This window comes from Streptomyces sp. WI03-4A (genome assembly GCF_033792105.1).
Classification (GTDB): Bacteria; Actinomycetota; Actinomycetes; order Streptomycetales; family Streptomycetaceae; genus Streptomyces; species Streptomyces collinus_A.
Genome location: NZ_JARAUO010000048.1, coordinates 22,912 through 40,038 on the forward strand (window position 1 = coordinate 22,912; position 17,127 = coordinate 40,038).

12 protein-coding genes and 1 pseudogene are annotated in these 17,127 nt (G+C 72.5%); 6 read left to right on the top strand and 7 right to left on the bottom strand.

Features of this window, described 5'->3' with window-relative positions; genetic code table 11:
- Positions 1-63: 63 nt before the first annotated feature.
- A pseudogene (locus tag PV343_RS34350) lies at positions 64-1,002 on the top strand (DUF4011 domain-containing protein); the annotation flags it as partial.
- Positions 1,003-1,234: 232 nt separating this feature from the next.
- Positions 1,235-4,888, top strand: a complete 3,654-nt coding sequence (locus tag PV343_RS34355) for a DUF3320 domain-containing protein (RefSeq protein WP_319150945.1) — start codon at positions 1,235-1,237, stop codon at positions 4,886-4,888.
- A gap of 71 nt (positions 4,889-4,959) precedes the next feature.
- Here PV343_RS34355 and PV343_RS34360 read toward each other — a convergent pair whose 3' ends face one another.
- From PV343_RS34360 to tkt, 7 genes are all read right to left on the bottom strand, one after another.
- Entirely contained in the window at positions 4,960-5,409 is a 450-nt protein-coding gene (locus tag PV343_RS34360) for a hypothetical protein (RefSeq protein WP_319150946.1), read from the bottom strand.
- 26 nt (positions 5,410-5,435) lie between these two features.
- Positions 5,436-5,936 (bottom strand): lamin tail domain-containing protein, encoded by a 501-nt coding sequence (locus tag PV343_RS34365; protein WP_319150947.1) that lies wholly within the window; start codon positions 5,934-5,936, stop codon positions 5,436-5,438.
- A 201-nt stretch (positions 5,937-6,137) separates the two neighbouring features.
- The gene (gene pgl, locus PV343_RS34370) at positions 6,138-6,920 is read right to left on the bottom strand and encodes a 6-phosphogluconolactonase (RefSeq protein ID WP_319150948.1); all 783 of its coding nucleotides are present in this window, start codon (positions 6,918-6,920) and stop codon (positions 6,138-6,140) included.
- Positions 6,917-8,017, bottom strand: coding sequence for a glucose-6-phosphate dehydrogenase assembly protein OpcA (gene opcA, locus PV343_RS34375; protein ID WP_319150949.1), 1,101 nt, complete (start codon positions 8,015-8,017; stop codon positions 6,917-6,919). The genes pgl and opcA overlap by 4 nt, the downstream gene beginning before the upstream one ends.
- A complete protein-coding gene (gene zwf, locus PV343_RS34380) occupies positions 8,014-9,552 on the bottom strand; it encodes a glucose-6-phosphate dehydrogenase (protein WP_020939309.1) in 1,539 nt (512 codons plus the stop codon). The genes opcA and zwf overlap by 4 nt, the downstream gene beginning before the upstream one ends.
- 1 nt (position 9,553) lies before the next feature.
- Positions 9,554-10,672, bottom strand: a complete 1,119-nt coding sequence (tal, locus tag PV343_RS34385; protein ID WP_319150951.1) for a transaldolase — start codon at positions 10,670-10,672, stop codon at positions 9,554-9,556.
- Between the two features lie 33 nt (positions 10,673-10,705).
- Entirely contained in the window at positions 10,706-12,793 is a 2,088-nt protein-coding gene (tkt, locus tag PV343_RS34390) for a transketolase (RefSeq protein ID WP_319150952.1), read from the bottom strand.
- A gap of 380 nt (positions 12,794-13,173) precedes the next feature.
- Between tkt and PV343_RS34395 the strand changes: the two genes are divergently transcribed.
- The 4 genes from PV343_RS34395 to PV343_RS34410 all read left to right on the top strand — a co-directional run bounded on the left by PV343_RS34395 (position 13,174) and on the right by PV343_RS34410 (position 17,110).
- Positions 13,174-14,163, top strand: a complete 990-nt coding sequence (locus PV343_RS34395; protein WP_043475208.1) for a heme o synthase — start codon at positions 13,174-13,176, stop codon at positions 14,161-14,163.
- Positions 14,164-14,253: 90 nt separating this feature from the next.
- A complete protein-coding gene (locus PV343_RS34400) occupies positions 14,254-14,574 on the top strand; it encodes a hypothetical protein (protein WP_166662821.1) in 321 nt (106 codons plus the stop codon).
- A gap of 289 nt (positions 14,575-14,863) precedes the next feature.
- Positions 14,864-15,970 (top strand): amidohydrolase family protein, encoded by a 1,107-nt coding sequence (locus PV343_RS34405; protein ID WP_319150954.1) that lies wholly within the window; start codon positions 14,864-14,866, stop codon positions 15,968-15,970.
- A 366-nt stretch (positions 15,971-16,336) separates the two neighbouring features.
- A complete protein-coding gene (locus tag PV343_RS34410) occupies positions 16,337-17,110 on the top strand; it encodes a nucleotidyltransferase domain-containing protein (RefSeq protein WP_319150956.1) in 774 nt (257 codons plus the stop codon).
- Positions 17,111-17,127 lie beyond the last annotated feature (17 nt).

Genomic DNA, 17,127 nt, shown 5'->3' on the forward strand with positions numbered 1-17,127 from the left:
GCCCACCAGCCCCAGTCCAAGATGAAGGCCGTCCTCGACAGCTGGCGGAACTCACTGCTGGACATGGGCGGACGCAACCGGCTGCTCAACTTCCGCCATACGAGGACCTCGACCCTCGAGATCGCCTCCCCCCGCGCCGAGGACCTGCTCGCGGACCTCGCGCGGGGCTGGGAGTTCGCGCCCGTCCAGGAGCAGGCCGCGGGCGTCGGCCTGGAGAAGGCCGGCGACCCGGGGGAGACGACCGGCCGGCAGACCCGTCCCGGGATCGTCACCCAGAAGAACAGCCAGGCCTCACTGGACGCCGCGCTCTACCAACTGCGCCAGAGGTCCGGCCAGATGTACAACGACTACGGCCTGTGGGTGCTCTGGCTCGGCGTCGGCATGCTCGACTGGCGGGAGGCCGACGCCCACGAGAGCAGTGCCGCGCCGCTGCTCCTGGTCCCGGTCGAGCTGGTCCGGGACGGCAACCGCCGCTACCGGCTCCGGCCGGCCGAGGACCAGGAGCGCGTGCACAACCCGGCCCTCGGGGTGAAACTCGAGCGGACCGGCATCGACTGGTCACGCGTCACCGGCACCGACACCGCCGACCTCGCGGGCGTGCTGTCCGCGGCCCGCGCGGTCGCGGCCGGCCTCAAGGGCTGGTCGGTCCAGGAGCGCGTGGTGCTCGGCCTGTTCGCCTCGCACCGCGAGGCCATGTACCAGGACCTCCAGACCAACGAGGAGCAGATCCTCGCGCACCCGCTGGTGCGCGCCGTCGCCCTCGGGCCCGACGCGGGCCTGCCCGACGACCTGATCGCCTTCGAGCCCCCGGACCTGGACCGCATCGACGACGTCCAGCTTCCCGAGCGGACCCCGCTGGTCCTCGACGCGGACGCCTCGCAGCGCCAGTGCGTCGCCGCCGCCCTCGACCACCGCTCCTTCGTGATGAGCGGCCCGCCCGGCACCGGCAAGAGCCAGACCATCACCAACATGATCGCCGCGCTCATGCACGCCGGCCGCAGCGTGCTGTTCGTCAGTGAGAAGGCCGCCGCGCTCGACGTCGTCCGCAACCGGCTGCGCGGGGTCGGACTCGGCGACTTCGTCATGGCGCTGCACAGCGGTGACACAAGTAAGAAGGCCGTGGCCACCGAACTCGCCCGGATGCTGACCACCGAGGTCCGCGTCACCGGCGCCGCCGAGCACGAACTGGAGCGCGCGCAGACTGCGCGAGGAGCTGTCCGCGTATGCGGCGGCCATGAACGAGACCCGCGACCCCCTGGGGCAGAGCCTGCACGACGTCCTCGGCCGCCTGGTGCTGCTGGAGCAGTCGGATACGCCGAGGCTGGCGCCGGCCGCCGAGAACGCCGACGTCGTCCGCACCCTGACCGCCGGTGCCCTGCAGGAGCTCGCCGCCGCGGCCCAGGCGGTCGCCCGTGCCTGGCGACCCGCGGCCGAGGGCGACGCCTTCCCGTGGCGGGGCCTGGTCGGCACCTCCGCGCACCAGGTGGTCTCCGAGGCCGCCGACGCGCTCGGCGCCCTGCTCACGGTGTCCGGGCGCCGACCCTTCGCCGTCACCCAGGACGAACCCCGTTCGGTGCGCGAGACACAGCAACTCGTCCGCTCCCTGCGGGCCGGGCTCCCCGACCGGGCGGCGGCCCCGGCGGACGGCACCCTGCCGGAGGACGTCACCGGCCAGGTCGCCCAGCTCGCCGACCTGTTCGGCATGCCGAAGGCCGACCACCCCGAGGCCGCGTTCGCGCTGTGCGAGCTGGCCGACCTGACGGCCGCCGGCCACCGCCCGCCGCGCGGATGGTTCGACGGCGACGTCCTGCGCCGCGCCCACACGGTGGCGCACGAGCTGCGCACGGCCCTGGACGCCGCGGCCGCGGCCCGCGCGGCCGCCGCCGACGTGTTCGGCGAGCAGGTCCTCACCGCCGGCGACCTCCCCGCGATCGCGGGACGCTTCGCCGAGCAGCACCGCGGGCTGATGGCCCGCTTCTCGGCGCAGTACAAGGCCGACCGGGCCGCCGTGGCCGCGCTCACCCGCGCCGGCGCCTGGGACAAGGCCCTGACGGGCCGGCTGGAGCAGGCGCTGGCCTGGCAGCGGGCCGCCGCCGAGGTGACCCGGCTGGCCGACGCGCACTCCGCCCTGCTCGGCCGCTACACCCCGCGCACCCCGGAGGCGTACGCGGACCTGGAACGGGCGCTGGCGACGGCCGACCGCATCGAGGCGGCGAGTCGCGGGGCCGCGCCCCGCGAACCGCTCGTCGACCGTCTCGCCGACGACGCCGACACCGATCCGCTCCCCGGCCTGCTGGCCGAGAGCGTCCGCGGGGCCCTGGCCGCCTGGTGCTCCGCCGCCGAGGCCCGGGCCGAGCGCTGGACCCGCTCCGTGACCGACCTGCTCGACCTGTTCGACACCCCGCGCCGCACCCAGCTGTCCGCCTCGCTGCTGGGCCCCCTCGACCAGGCCGAACGGGTCGTCGGCGCGCTGCGCGACGATCCCGAGGGGCCCGAGGTGTGGCACGCCCACCGGGACGGTGTCGCGGTGCTCGCCCGGCACGGAGCGGACGGCCTCGTCGCCGGCGCGGCCGAACGCGGACTCGACCCGGAGCGGCTGCCCGACGTGGTCGTCCAGGCGCTGCTGCGGGCCTGGGCGGACGGCGTCCTGGCCACCGACCCCCGGCTGCGCAGCACCCGTGCCGACGACCTCGACGCCCGCGTGGCCGACTTCCGGGACGCCGACCGGCGGCTGGTCGCGGCCGCCGCCGGAGCGGTGACCGAGGCGTGCAACAAGCGCCGGCCGCGCCGGTTCGCCGGCGGGGCCGCCGCGGTCATCATCCGGGAGGCGGAGAAGAAGACCCGGCACATGCCGGTGCGCGAGCTGCTCGGCCGGACCCGGGAGGTCGTCCAGGCCGTCAAGCCCTGCTTCATGATGAGCCCGCTGACGGTCAGCCAGTTCCTGCCGTCCGACTTCCACTTCGACGTGGTCGTCTTCGACGAGGCCTCCCAGGTCCGTCCCAGCGACGCGGTCAACTGCGTCTACCGCGGCAGCACGCTGATCGTCGCCGGTGACGACAAACAGCTCCCTCCGACCTCGTTCTTCGACTCCTCCGTCGAGGACGACTCGGACGAGTACGCGGACGACGTACCGGACTCCTTCGAGTCGCTGCTGCACGCGTGCAAGGCCGGCGCCATGCGGGAACTGCCGCTGCGCTGGCACTACCGCAGCCGCCACGAGGACCTGATCACCTTCAGCAACCGCGAGTTCTACGACAACTCGATGATCACCTTCCCCGGCGCCCTCGACGAGGGCAACGACGTCGGTGTCGCCTTCCTGAAGGCCGACGGCGTCTACGACCGGGGCGGACGCCGGGACAACCAGGCGGAGGCCGAGTTTGTCGCCCAGCGTGTGCTGCACCACTTCGACACCCGTCCCGGCAGGACCCTCGGCGTCGTCGCCCTCTCCCAGGCACAGGCCTCGGCCATCGACCAGGCCGTCCAGCAGGCCCGGCTGGCCCGTCCCGACCTCGACCGCTGCTTCACCGACGACCGCCTCGACGGCTTCTTCGTCAAGAACCTGGAGTCGGTGCAGGGTGACGAGCGCGACGTGATGATCATGTCCGTCGGCTACGGACCCGACGAGCACGGCAAGGTGGGCCGCAACTTCGGTCCGATCAACAAGGCCGGTGGCTGGCGCCGCCTCAACGTGGCCGTCACCCGCGCCCGTTACCGGATGGAGGTGGTCGCCTCCTTCCGCGGCACGAGCCTGCAGGACAGCCTTAACGAGAGCGTGCAGTACCTGAAGCGCTACCTCGAGTACGCCGAGAACGGCCCCGCGGTCCTCGCCCGGGACGTCGTCCAGTCCGACGCCGAACCGGACAGCCCGTTCGAGGAGTCCGTGCTCGCGGTCCTGCGCGGCTGGGGCTACCGCGTCCAGCCGCAGGTCGGCGTCGCCGGATACCGCATCGACCTCGGCGTGCGCCACCCCGGGCTGCCGGGCGCCTACGCCCTCGGCATCGAGTGCGACGGTGCCATGTACCACTCCTCCAAGGCCGCCCGGGACCGGGACCGGCTGCGCGAGCAGGTCCTGAACGGACTCGGCTGGCGGCTGCACCGCATCTGGGGCACGGACTGGTACCGGGGCCGCGCGGCCGCCGAACTGCGCCTGCGGGAGGCCGTCGAACAGGCCGTCGCCCAGGGTCCGCTGGGCACACCGGCGGCGGCACCGGCAGCGCCGGCCGGGGACGTACCGGAAGCGGACGCCGCCCCGGCCGCCCCGGTGAGCGGCGGCCCGCGGCAGGACACGGCGGTGGAGTTCGAGCGCGTCCCCGTCGAGGCCGTGACGGAACGCGACTGGAGCGACCCGTACCGGGCCGGCGCGGTCCCGGCGGTCGTGCCGCACTTCGAACTGCACACCCCGGAGGCGCGGCCCGCGCTGCGCGAGGTGCTCGCCCAGGTCATCGAGGCCGAAGGCCCCATCCACGAGGACCTGCTGGTCCAGCGCGCCCGTGAGGCCTGGGGCGTCCAGCGCGCGGGCGCCCGCATCCGGGACAACGTCCGGGAGGTGGCCCGCACCCTGGTCCGCTCCGGGCGGGCGGCGGAGGCCGACGCCTTCTACGACACGACGGGCAGGCAGCGGCCGAAGGCCCGGCACCCGGAGGAGGGCACCACGCCCCGCAAGGTCGTCCACGTCGCACCGGCCGAACGGCACCTGGCGCTGTACGAGCTGGCCGCCGAGTGCCCCGGCATGTCCGAGGACGAACTCATCAAACTGGCCGCCGAGTTCTTCGGCTGGCGCCGCACCGGCAAGGACATCCGCGACCGCCTCGCCGCCGACGTGGCAGAACTCCGCGTCCGCGGCCGGCTGGAGGGCGGACCCGAGCGGGTCAACGCCGTGCGCGCCTGACGCGGCGCAGACGGCACACGGGGGAGGGGGCGGTGGCCACGGCCACCGCCCCCTCCCCCCGTCCGCGTGGATCAGGCGTACGTCCAGCGCCAGGCGTTGGAGCTGTAGGCGCATCTGATCCGGCTGCCGCTCGCGGTGGTCGTCGTCGCGCCGTGATCGCTGTTCCGGCAGAACTGGCCCGCCGCGTAGCAGTTGCCCGCGTTGGAGCGTATGGAGCACGTGCCGGTGCCGGTGCCGGTGTTGCCGCTGCGCACGGTGCCGGAGGCGGCCCGGGTGACGGTCACGGTGACGGTCGGTCCGGGCTTCCTGACGGTCTTCGTCTTCGTGACCGTCGGCCCGGGCTCGGGCGTGGCGGTCACCGTGGCCGTCGACGTGACGGTCACGGTGGGCCGGGGCGCGGGCGTCGACGCCTTGGCCGCGCCGTCGTCCGCGGACCCGCAGCCGGCGGCGCCGGCGGCCAGCAGGGCCACGGCCGCCGCCCACAGCCGGACGCGGCGGTTCGGGCTCTTGTACGGATGCATGGTCACCCTCCTCGGACGCCGCGCTGTCAGCCGTGGAAGGTGATGTAGCCGTTGCCGTCCCGGTCGTCGCGCGACCTGGTGTAGGCGTGGGTGTCCGCGTGGGCGCCGGAGGGCTTGTACAGGTAGATGGTGTCCTTGTCGTTGTTCCAGATGAAGTTGCAGTTCTGGCGGTAGACGACGTTCTTGGCGTCCGAGTCGGTGCCGTGGCCGCCGCGCAGCTTCACGTAGTCGCCGGGCTCGAGGTAGTGGTTCGAGGGGAAGGTGAACCTGTTGCCGGTGGCGTCCTTGACGACGTAGCCCTTGAGGTTCACCTTCGCGGTGCGCGAGTAGTTCCGGACCGTCAGGTACTCGCTCTTGCTGTTGCCCGTGGCGCAGCGGTTCGAGTCCCGCCCCGGTGCGTCGTACTGGGCGCCCTTGATCTTCAGGGCCGAGGAGTACTCGGCGGCCTGCGCCGGAGCGGCGATGACGACGGCGAGCGTGGCGGCGACGGCGGTGGCGGTGGCGGCCAGGGTGAGGCGTATGCGCATGAGGTCCCCCCTCAGTGGTGCGATCGATGCGCCCAGAGCATACATAAAAGTTGAGTGTTGTATGAATCTTTCGTGGAGATGGTGAAGGAGGGATGGCGAACAGGGGTCGGCCGAGGACCTGTTGACGGGGAGCCGGCGCATACGGCGAGGGCGGCAGGGGAGTCGTCCCCTGCCGCCCTCGTTCCGCGGAGATTCAGATGGTCACGGCGACGCCGGCGGATACAGCGACCGCGGCAGCTGTGAGGCCGCCGCCGAGTCCAGCAGCCACAGGGTGCGGGAACGGCCGTACGCCCCGGCCGCCGGAGCCTGGATCTCGCCCGCGCCCGACAGGGCGATGGCCGCGGCCTCCGCCTTGTCCTCGCCGGCCGCGAGCAGCCAGACCTCACGGGCCGAGCGGATCGCCGGAAGGGTCAGGGTGACCCGGGTCGGCGGGGGCTTCGGGGCGCCGTGGACGCCCACCACCGTCCGCTCGGTCTCCCGTACCGCCGGCAACTCCGGGAACAGGGAGGCCACATGGGTGTCCGGGCCGACGCCCAGCATCAGGACGTCGAAGGACGGCACCGCGCCGTGGTTCTCGGGGCCGGCCGCCTTCGCCAGCTCCTGCGCGTAGGCCTCCGCCGCGGCCTCCACGTCCGCGCCGTGCGGGCCGTCGGAGGCGGGCATGGCGTGCACGCGCTCCGGGTCCAGCGGTACGGAGTCCAGCAGGGCCTCGCGGGCCTGCGTGACGTTGCGCTCCGGGTCGCCCTCGGGCAGGAACCGCTCGTCGCCCCACCACAGCTCCAGGCGGCCCCAGTCGATGGCGTCCCGGGCCGGTGCCGTCGCCAGCGCGGCCAGCAGGCCGTTGCCGTTGCGGCCGCCGGTGAGGACCACGGACGCGTGACCCCGGGAGGCCTGGGCGTCCACGATCTTCGTGATCAGGCGGGCCGCGGCGGCCTGCGCCATCAGGTCCTTGTCGCGGTGCACGACGAGCTGAGGGGTGCTCACTTCGCCGCCGCCTTCTTCGCCGGGGCCCGCTTGGCGGCCGCCTTCTTGGCCGGCGCCTTGGCCGCCCGCCGCTCCGGCTCCGGCTCCGCGACCGGCTCGCCGGAACCCTCGGTGCTGTCAGGGGAGTCGGGAATGTCCTCGCCGGACCGCTCGCCGGACGCGGGCTCCGGGACGGTGGCCAGCCGGTCCACGCCGAAGCGCAGCGCCGACGCGTAGGTGTCGTCCGGGTCGAGCCGGCGCAGCTCCTCCGCGATCAGCTCGGCGGTGTCCCGGCGCTTGAGCGCCACCGCGCGGGCCGGCTGCCCGTCGATGGCCAGGGTGGCCAGTGAGCCGTCGGCGCGGTCCAGGACGATCGGGCCGCCGCTGGTGGTCATGCGGACGGCGGTCAGGCCCGGGCCCGAGGACAGCGAGCGCCGGACGGGGACGTCCAGCCGGTCCGCGAGCCACATCGCCAGCAGCTCGCAGCTCGGGTTGAACTCCTCGCCCTCGACCTCGACGGTCTCCACGTCGCAGACCACCTGGTCCAGGGCCGCCGCCAGCATCGAGCGCCAGGGCGTGATCCGGGTCCAGGACAGGTCGGTGTCGCCGGGCTTGTAGGTCTCGGCGCGGGCGGACAGCTCCCGCACCGGCTCCTCGGCGGTGTAGGTGTCGGTGACCCGGCGCTGGGCCAGCGCGCCCAGCGGGTCCTTCGCCGGGTCCAGCGGGGCGTTCACCGGCCACCACACGACCACCGGGGCGTCCGGCAGCAGCAGCGGCAGCACCACCGAGTCGGCGTGGTCGGACACCTCGCCGTACAGCCGCAGCACGACCGTCTCGCCGGTGCCCGCGTCCGCGCCCACCCGCACCTCGGCGTCCAGCCGTGAGGACGTGCGGTCGCGCGGGGAGCGGGAGACGCGCTTGATGACCACCAGCGTGCGCGACGGGTGCTCGCGCGAGGCGTCGTTGGCGGCCTTCAGGGCGTCGTAGGCGTTCTCCTCGTCGGTGACGATGACGAGGGTGAGGACCATGCCGACGGCGGGGGTGCCGATGGCGCGGCGGCCCTTGACGAGCGCCTTGTTGATCGCACCGGCGGTGGTGCCGGTCAGGTCTATCTTCATGGCCGGCGCCAGCTCCGTCCGTCTCGTGCGAGCATCTCGTCCGCCTCCACGGGTCCCCAGGTGCCCGACCGGTACTGCGCGGGCTTGCCGTGCTTGTCCCAGTACCGCTCGATCGGGTCGAGGATCTGCCAGGACAGCTCGACCTCCTCGGTGCGCGGGAAGAGGTTGGCGTCGCCGAGCAGCACGTCCAGGATCAGCCGCTCGTAGGCCTCCGGGCTGGACTCCGTGAACGACTCGCCGTAGGCGAAGTCCATCGACACGTCCCGGATCTCCATCGAGGTGCCCGGCACCTTGGAGCCGAAGCGGACCGTGATGCCCTCGTCGGGCTGGACGCGGATGACGACCGCGTTCGAGCCCAGCTCCTCCGTCGCCGTGTGGTCGAAGGGGGAGTGCGGGGCCCGCTGGAACACCACGGCGATCTCGGTGACCCGGCGGCCCAGCCGCTTGCCGGTGCGCAGGTAGAAGGGGACGCCCGCCCAGCGGCGGTTGTCGATCTCCAGCTTCACGGCCGCGTAGGTGTCGGTCTTCGACTTGGCGTCGATGCCGTCCTCTTCGAGGTAGCCGATGACCTTCTCGCCGCCCTGCCAGCCGGCCGCGTACTGGCCGCGCACCGTGGAGCGGCCCAGGTCCCTGGGCAGCCGTACGGCGCCGAGCACCTTGGTCTTCTCGGCGGCCAGCGCGTCCGCGCCGAAGGAGGCCGGCTCCTCCATCGCGGTCAGCGCGAGCAGCTGGAGCAGGTGGTTCTGGATGACGTCACGGGCGGCGCCGATGCCGTCGTAGTAGCCCGCTCGGCCACCGATGCCGATGTCCTCGGCCATGGTGATCTGCACGTGGTCCACGAAGGACCGGTTCCAGATCGGCTCGAACATGGTGTTGGCGAAGCGCAGCGCCAGGATGTTCTGGACGGTCTCCTTGCCGAGGTAGTGGTCGATCCGGAACACCTGGTCCGGCTCGAACACCTCGTGCACGACCTTGTTAAGCTGCTCGGCCGACGCCAGGTCGTGCCCGAACGGCTTCTCGATGACCGCCCGCCGCCAGGAGCCCTCGGTCTGGTCGGCGAGGCCGTGCTTCTTGAGCTGCTGGATGACCACCGGGAAGGAGCGCGGCGGCACCGACAGGTAGAAGGCGAAGTTGCCGCCCGTGCCCTGCGCCTTGTCCAGCTCCTCGATGGTGGCCCGCAGCCGCTCGAACGCCTCGTCGTCGTCGAAGGTGCCCTGGACGAAGCGCATCCCCTGGATGAGCTGCTGCCAGACCTCCTCACGGAACGGGGTGCGCGAGTGCTCCTTGACCGCGTCGTGGACGACCTCGGCGAAGTCCTCGTGCTCCCAGTCGCGGCGGGCGAAGCCCACCAGCGAGAAGCCCGGCGGCAGCAGACCCCGGTTGGCGAGGTCGTACACCGCGGGCATCAGCTTCTTGCGGGACAGGTCGCCCGTGACACCGAAGATGACCAGACCCGACGGCCCCGCGATGCGCGGGAGCCGTCGGTCGGCCGGGTCACGAAGCGGGTTCGCTCCGGAACCGGAAACGGGTGACAAGTCAGCCCTCCGAAGGGGCGAGGCGCTCGAGCTCCGCCTGGGTGGACTTGAGCAGGTCGTTCCAGGACGCCTCGAACTTCTCGACGCCCTCCTCCTCCAGCACCTGCACGACGTCGTCGTACGACACGCCGAGCTTCTCCAGCGCGTCCAGGTCGGCACGCGCCTGCTCGTAGGTGCCCGAGACGGTGTCGCCGGTGATCTCGCCGTGGTCCTCGGTGGCCTCCAGCGTGGCCTCCGGCATGGTGTTGACCGTGTTCGGCGCGACCAGCTCGGTGACGTAGAGGGTGTCCGGGTACGCCGGGTCCTTCACACCGGTCGACGCCCACAGCGGACGCTGCTTGTTCGCGCCCGCCTTCTCCAGCGCGTTCCAGCGGTCGGAGGAGAAGACCTCCTCGTACGCCTGGTACGCCAGCCGGGCGTTGGCGACGGCGGCCTTGCCGCGCAGCGCCTTGGCCTCCTCGGTGCCGATGCCCTCCAGCCGCTTGTCGATCTCGGTGTCCACGCGGGACACGAAGAAGGACGCCACGGAGTGGATCTTCGACAGGTCCAGGCCGCGCTCCTTGGCCCGCTCCAGACCGGAGAGGTAGGCGTCCATGACGGCGCGGTACCGCTCCAGGGAGAAGATCAGGGTGACGTTGACGCTGATGCCGAGACCGATGACCGAGCTGATCGCCGGGACGCCCGCCATCGTGGCGGGGATCTTGATCAGGGTGTTCGGGCGGTCGACGAGCCAGGCCAGCTGACGGGCCTCGGCGACGGTCGCCTTCTCGTTGTGCGCGAGACGCGGGTCGACCTCGATGGAGACCCGGCCGTCCTGGCCGTCCGTGGCGTCGAAGACCGGGCGCAGGATGTCGGCGGCGTCGCGGACGTCCGCCGTCGTGATCATGCGGATGGCCTCTTCGACGGTGACCTTGCGCGCGGCGAGGTCGGAGAGCTGCTGGTCGTAACCGTCGCCCTGCGAGATCGCCTTCTGGAAGATCGTCGGGTTGGTGGTGACGCCCACGACGTGCTGCTGGTCGATCAGTTCCGCGAGGTTGCCGGACGTGATCCGCTTGCGCGACAGGTCGTCCAGCCAGATCGCGACGCCTTCCTCGGAGAGGCGCTTGAGTGCGTCTGTCATGGAATTACATCTCCTACGTGTCGTATATGAGCGTCAGCGCTGGGCGGCGGCGATGGATTCCCGCGCCTTGGCGGCCACGTTCTCGGCGGTGAAACCGAATTCGCGGAAGAGGACCTTGGCGTCGGCGGAGGCACCGAAGTGCTCCAGGGAAACGATGCGGCCGGCGTCCCCGACATACTTGTGCCAGGTCAGGCCGATGCCCGCCTCGACCGAGACACGGGCCTTGACGGACGGCGGCAGCACGGAGTCCCGGTACCCCTGGTCCTGCTCCTCGAACCACTCGACCGACGGCATCGACACGACGCGCGTCGGCACGCCCTCGGCCTGGAGCTGCTCGCGGGCCTCGACGGCGACGTGGACCTCGGAACCGGTGGCGATCAGGATCACCTGGGGCTCGCCGCCCTCGGCCTCGAACAGCACGTAACCACCGCGCGCCGCGTCCTCGTTGGGCTCGTAGATCGGCACGCCCTGGCGGGTCAGCGCGAGGCCGTGCGGGGCGCCCTTGCCGAACTCCTTGGTGTAGCGCTTGAGGATCTCGCGCCAGGCGATCGCGGTCTCGTTGGCGTCCGCCGGGCGGACGACGTTCAGACCCGGGATGGCGCGCAGCGAGGCGAGGTGCTCGACCGGCTGGTGGGTGGGGCCGTCCTCGCCGAGACCGATGGAGTCGTGCGTCCAGACGTACGTCACCGGCAGGTGCATCAGGGCCGACAGCCGCACCGCGTTGCGCATGTAGTCGGAGAACACCAGGAAGGTGCCGCCGTAGACGCGGGTGTTGCCGTGCAGCGTGATGCCGTTCAGCTCCGCGCCCATGGAGTGCTCGCGGATGCCGAAGTGGATCGTGCGGCCGTACGGGGATGCCTCGGGCAGCGGGTTGCCCACCGGAAGGAAGGAGCTGTCCTTGTCGATGGTGGTGTTGTTCGAGCCGGCGAGGTCGGCGGAGCCGCCCCACAGCTCGGGGATCACCGCGCCGAGCGACTGGAGTACCTTGCCGGAGGCGGCACGGGTGGCGAGGGCCTTGCCCGTCTCGAAGACCGGGAGCTTCTCCTCCCAGCCGGCGGGCAGTTCGCCGCCGCTGATGCGGTCGAAGTCGGCCGCGCGCTCGGCGTTGCCGTCGCGCCACTCCTGGAAGGACTTCTCCCACTCCGCCTTGTACTCGCGGCCCCGGTCCAGGGCCTGGCGGGTGTGGGCGAGCACCTCCTCGGAGACCTCGAAGGCCTGCTCCGGGTCGAAGCCGAGGACGCGCTTGGTGGCCGCGACCTCGTCGTCGCCGAGCGCCGAGCCGTGCGCGGCCTCGGTGTTCTGCGCGTTCGGGGCCGGCCAGGCGATGATCGAGCGCATGGCGATGAACGACGGCCGGTCGGTGACCTGCTTCGCGGCCTCGATGGCGTTGTAGATGGCGTGCGGGTCGAGGTCGCCGTCCGGCTTCGGGGCGATCCGCTGCACGTGCCAGCCGTAGGCCTCGTACCGCTTGACCGTGTCCTCGGAGACGGCCGTCTCGGTGTCGCCCTCGATCGAGATGTGGTTGTCGTCCCACAGCAGGATCAGGTTGCCCAGCTTCTGGTGGCCGGCCAGCGAGGACGCCTCGGCCGAGATGCCCTCCTGCAGGCAGCCGTCGCCGGCGATGCAGTAGATGTAGTGGTCGAAGGGGGACTCGCCCTGCGGGGCCTCCGGGTCGAACAGACCGCGCTCGTAGCGGGCGGCCATGGCCATGCCCACCGCGTTCGCCACACCCTGGCCCAGCGGGCCGGTGGTGGTCTCGACACCCTTGGTGTGCCCGTACTCCGGGTGGCCCGGCGTCTTGGAGCCCCAGGTGCGGAAGGCCTTCAGGTCGTCCAGCTCCAGGCCGAAGCCGGCCAGGAAGAGCTGCGTGTAGAGGGTCAGGGACGAGTGGCCGGCGGACAGCACGAAGCGGTCACGCGCGACCCACTCCGGGTCGGCCGGGTCGTGCCGCATCACCTTCTGGAAGAGGGTGTATGCGGCCGGGGCCAGGCTCATCGCCGTTCCGGGATGGCCGTTGCCGACCTTCTGTACGGCGTCGGCGGCAAGAACACGGGCGGTGTCCACGGCCCGCTGGTCCAGGTCGGTCCACTCAAGGTCTGTGGTGGTCGGCTTGGTGCTCACCCTGGGTCAGGGCTCCTCTCCACATGTCGGTCGCCGGTCTTTCGGGACGTGCCCTCACCCGGCCGCCGGTGCACTGCCTGCCCACCGGCCGTTGTCGAGCCTACCCCCGTAAGGACGTGCGTTTTTTCGAGTCATTCCAGACTGCCGGGACTCTCGGAGATCCGCCTCCCGACTGGCCGAAGACATATTCGGCACATGAATACGGAGCCGCTCATCTGACCGCTCAATCGAGTCACCCAAGATCTCAAACGGGCCGCCCGTCAACACGAGCCCACCCCCGCGAAGGCCGGGGTATGGGCAACGTCTAAAGTGGCGTGGTACGCGCGAGCCTTTTACCGGGACCTCACACGGGGAGGCTTGCTGGGATGTCTCTGTCAGGGGTGTGCGTGACGGCCGTCGAATCCCGTCCTGGGGCCACCTCCCAGGCCGTTGAGGCCCTGGGGGAGGGTGTGCTCGCCGGTGCGAGCCGGAGCCCGGTTCACCGGCCGTTCGGGGCCCGTGTCAAGGCGTTCGTGGCGCTGACCAAGCCGCGGATCATCGAGCTGCTGCTCATCACCACGGTGCCGGTGATGTTCCTGGCGCAGCAGGGCGTGCCCGACCTCGGGCTGGTGCTGCTGACCTGTCTGGGCGGCTACCTCTCGGCGGGCGGCGCCAACGCGCTGAACATGTACATCGACCGGGACATCGACGCCCTGATGGACCGTACCTCGCAGCGCCCGCTGGTCACCGGCATGGTGAGCCCGCGCGAGTGCCTGGCCTTCGGCATCACGCTGGCGGTCGTCTCGACGCTGCTCTTCGGGCTGACCGTCAACTGGCTGAGCGCCTGGCTCTCGCTCGGAGCGCTCCTCTTCTACGTCGTCGTCTACACGATGATCCTCAAGCGGCGTACCTCGCAGAACATCGTCTGGGGCGGCATCGCCGGCTGTCTGCCCGTGCTGATCGGCTGGTCCTCGGTCACGAACTCCATGTCGTGGGCGCCGGTCGTCCTCTTCCTCGTCATGTTCTTCTGGACGCCGCCGCACTACTGGCCGCTGTCCATGAAGGTGAAGGACGACTACGCGCGCGTGGGCGTGCCCATGCTCCCGGTGGTCGCCTCCAACAAGGTGGTCGCCCGGCAGATCGTGATCTACAGCTGGGTGATGGTCGCCGTCTCCCTGCTGCTGACCCCGCTCGGCTACACGGGCTGGTTCTACACCCTGGTCGCGCTCGCGGCCGGCGGGTTCTGGCTGTGGGAGGCCCACGGGCTGCAGAACCGCGCCAAGGCCGAGGTGACCGGCGCGAAGCTGAAGGAGATGCGGCTCTTCCACTGGTCGATCACCTACGTGTCGATCCTGTTCGTCGCGGTCGCGGTGGACCCGTTCCTGCGCTGAACGTCCTGACTCCCGACGGGAGGGGTGCGTGGCCAAGGCCACGCACCCCTCCCGTCGCCGTTCGATCTACCCGTCGGTAGCATCCTGGCCATGGCAGACACGCAGCAGGTTGACCCCAAGGCCGAGCGCACGGCGGCGAAGCTCGCCCGGCAGATCACCGCCTTCGCCAAGGCGCACGGCGGTGCGGAGGGCCAGGTGGCCCACATCGGCGAGCGCGGCGCCCGGATCGTGCTCGTCGGCGAGGACGGCGGCTGGGGCGACCTGGTGGCCCCGGACACCGCGACCGCCGAGCAGGCGGTGGCGAAGGCCGGCATCACCGTCCACGAGTCCTTCGACGGCGAGTTCGCCGCGAAGGTGGCGACGGGGCCGTACGAGTGGAAGCGGATGGCCGGCATCCAGGTCGGCGGCTAGGCGCGGTCGGTCGGCCGGCGCGGCCGTGGAGCGCTCGGGCCGCGTACGGTCGGGGCCGAGGAGCGCCTGAGCAGCGTACGGTCGCTGCTCAGGAGTGCCTGAGCAGCGTCCCGACCAGCGGACGGGCCGCCGCCGGGCCGCGGTCGAGCTGCGGTTGTGCGCCGGAGCGCGGCCCGCGGGCGGGCGCGCTTCGGTACCGGACCGTGGCCGGACCGCGACCTGACACCCCGCTCACCCGTTAGGACCTGTAGGCCAGCGCAGCGCCCACGCGTCCTCCCGGGGAGCCGGAATGATCGAAACGCCGTCCCTCGTGGACCAGTACTGCCACGGCGTACTGCGCACGGAGCTGGGTCTCGGCACCTTCGAGGCCCAGCTCGTCCGGACCGCGGGCCCGCCGGCCCCGGGCACCACCCTCTTCGACACCCAGACCGGCTTCGCCGTACGCCGCTGGTGCCCGCCCCTGCTCGGCCTCGAACCGCACTGCCCGCCCGCCCGCTACCTCGCCCGGCGCCGCGAACTCGGCGTGCTGGAGGCGGGCCGCAGGCTGCTGCGGGGCAGCGGCATCACCACCTACCTGGTCGACACCGGGCTGCCCGGGGACCTCACCGGCCCGGACGAGATGGCCTCCACGGGCGACGCCGAGGCCCGGGAGATCGTCCGCCTCGAACTGCTCGCCGAGCAGGTCGCCGACACCTCGGGCACCGTCGAGTCCTTCCTCGCCAACCTCGCCGAGTCGGTGCACGGCGCGGCCGCCGGGGCGGTCGCCTTCACCTCCGTCGCCTGCCTCCGGCACGGTCTCGCCCTGGCCCCCGAACCCCCGGGGCCGGGCGAGGTGCGGGGCGCCGCCGGCCGCTGGCTGGCCGGGCGGCGGGTGGGCGGCGAGCTGACGGACCCGGTGCTGCTGCGGCACCTGCTGTGGATCGCCGTAGCCTCCGGCCTGCCCCTGCAACTGCACGCGGGACTCGGCGAGCCCGGCTCCCGCATCGACCGCACCGACCCGGTGCTGCTCACCGACTTCGTACGGGCCACGGCGGGGCTCGGCACCGACCTGATCCTGCTGCACGGCTACCCGTATCACCGGCACGCCGCCCATCTGGCCGGTGTGTTCCCGCACGTCTACGCGGACTCCGGCGCGGCCCTCGTCCGCACCGGCGCCCGCGCGGCCACCGTCCTCGCCGAGATCCTGGAACTCGCCCCCTTCGGCAAGATCCTCTTCTCCAGCGGCGCCCACGCCCTGCCCGAACTCCACGTCGTCGGCGCCCACCTGTTCCGCGAGTCCCTGGCCCGCGTCCTCGGCACCTGGGTGGCCGACGGCGCCTGGTGCCCGGAGGACGCCCAGCGCGTGGCCCACATGGTGGCGGCGGGGAACGCACGGCGGGTGTACGGGCTGGAGTGAGGGGGAGCGAGGGGGCTCGGCGGGGGGCGGCTGCCGGGGCGCCCGAGTGGGCGCTGGGCACGTCGGAGGCGCGCTGCCCGAGGGGTCATGGCCCATGCGGGCGAGCGCATCGACGGGCCCGGGAAACGGTGGCTTGCGCGGCCCGCGCGGCGGGTCCCTCCCCGGCGGCGGCAAAGGGCCGGGCCCCACGCGTGCGGGCACTCCCGCCGCCGTGGGCGGCGCGGCCCCTGTGGGGCGGCACCCGCCGCGCGCGCCGGGTCCCGGCGGGAGCGGGACGCCGTCCGAGCGGCCAGGGCTCGCCGTGCTCCGAGGGCATGCCGCACCCGCGGGGTGTACCGCGGCAGCGGTTCCCCGCAGACTGGGGCGATGCCGACCGACGTGCTTCTCGCGCGCTTCCTCAGGGAGTTGGCGCCGCTGGGGACCCGTGCCGTCTGGGCGCACGGGTCGCTGGCCGGCGGGGACTACCAGGAGGGGCGCAGTGACCTCGACCTGATCGCGGTGCTGCGGGAGCCGCCGGGGCTCGGGACCGTGCGCAAGGTGGCGACGGCGCACCGGCGGCTGCGGGCCGAGCCGCTCGCCGGCCGGCTGCACTGCAGCTACGTCGCCCCGGGCACCCTGGACGACTCCGCGCGGCCGCACCTCACCTGGGCGCACGGCCGGCTGATGCGCCGGCCGGTCACCCCCGTCACCCGGCGCGAGCTGCACGACTTCGGCCGGGTGCTGTCCGGCGAGGCGCCCGCCGGGCTGCTCCCCGAGGTGCCGGACGCGCGACTGCGCGGCTTCGTCGTCCGGGACCAGCGGGACTACTGGCGGCCCGCGGTGGACAAGGCCCGGCTGTGGCGGCAGGACATCTGGGTCGACCTGGGCCTGCTGACCTTCGCCCGCGCCACGGTGACCCTGCGCGAGGGCCGGCTCGTCACCAAACGGGAGGCGCTGGGGGAGCTGCGCCGGCTCGGGGCGCCCGAGGAGGTCGTCGCGGACATCGAACGGCGGCGCTACCCCGACACCGTCCCTGGACCGGACCCCGCACCCGGACCGGACCCAGCCCCCGCGGACGGCCACCGGCTCGCTGTCAGGGCCGAGCTGACTCGCGCCTACCTGGGGCCCGCGATCGACGCGCTGGTCGCGACGTACGGCTGACGGCAGGCCCGGCTCAG

What these genes read in the sequence shown, in the direction of transcription:
- PV343_RS34355 (WP_319150945.1), top strand. Translation starts at nt 1,235, where the DNA reads ATGAACGAGACCCGCGACCCCCTGGGGCAGAGCCTGCACGACGTCCTC.
- PV343_RS34400 (WP_166662821.1), top strand. Translation starts at nt 14,254, where the DNA reads ATGGCAGACACGCAGCAGGTTGACCCCAAGGCCGAGCGCACGGCGGCG.
- PV343_RS34360 (WP_319150946.1), bottom strand. Translation starts at nt 5,409, where the DNA reads ATGCATCCGTACAAGAGCCCGAACCGCCGCGTCCGGCTGTGGGCGGCG.
- PV343_RS34410 (WP_319150956.1), top strand. Translation starts at nt 16,337, where the DNA reads ATGCCGACCGACGTGCTTCTCGCGCGCTTCCTCAGGGAGTTGGCGCCG.
- PV343_RS34365 (WP_319150947.1), bottom strand. Translation starts at nt 5,936, where the DNA reads ATGCGCATACGCCTCACCCTGGCCGCCACCGCCACCGCCGTCGCCGCC.
- PV343_RS34405 (WP_319150954.1), top strand. Translation starts at nt 14,864, where the DNA reads ATGATCGAAACGCCGTCCCTCGTGGACCAGTACTGCCACGGCGTACTG.
- opcA (WP_319150949.1), bottom strand. Translation starts at nt 8,017, where the DNA reads ATGAAGATAGACCTGACCGGCACCACCGCCGGTGCGATCAACAAGGCG.
- tal (WP_319150951.1), bottom strand. Translation starts at nt 10,672, where the DNA reads ATGACAGACGCACTCAAGCGCCTCTCCGAGGAAGGCGTCGCGATCTGG.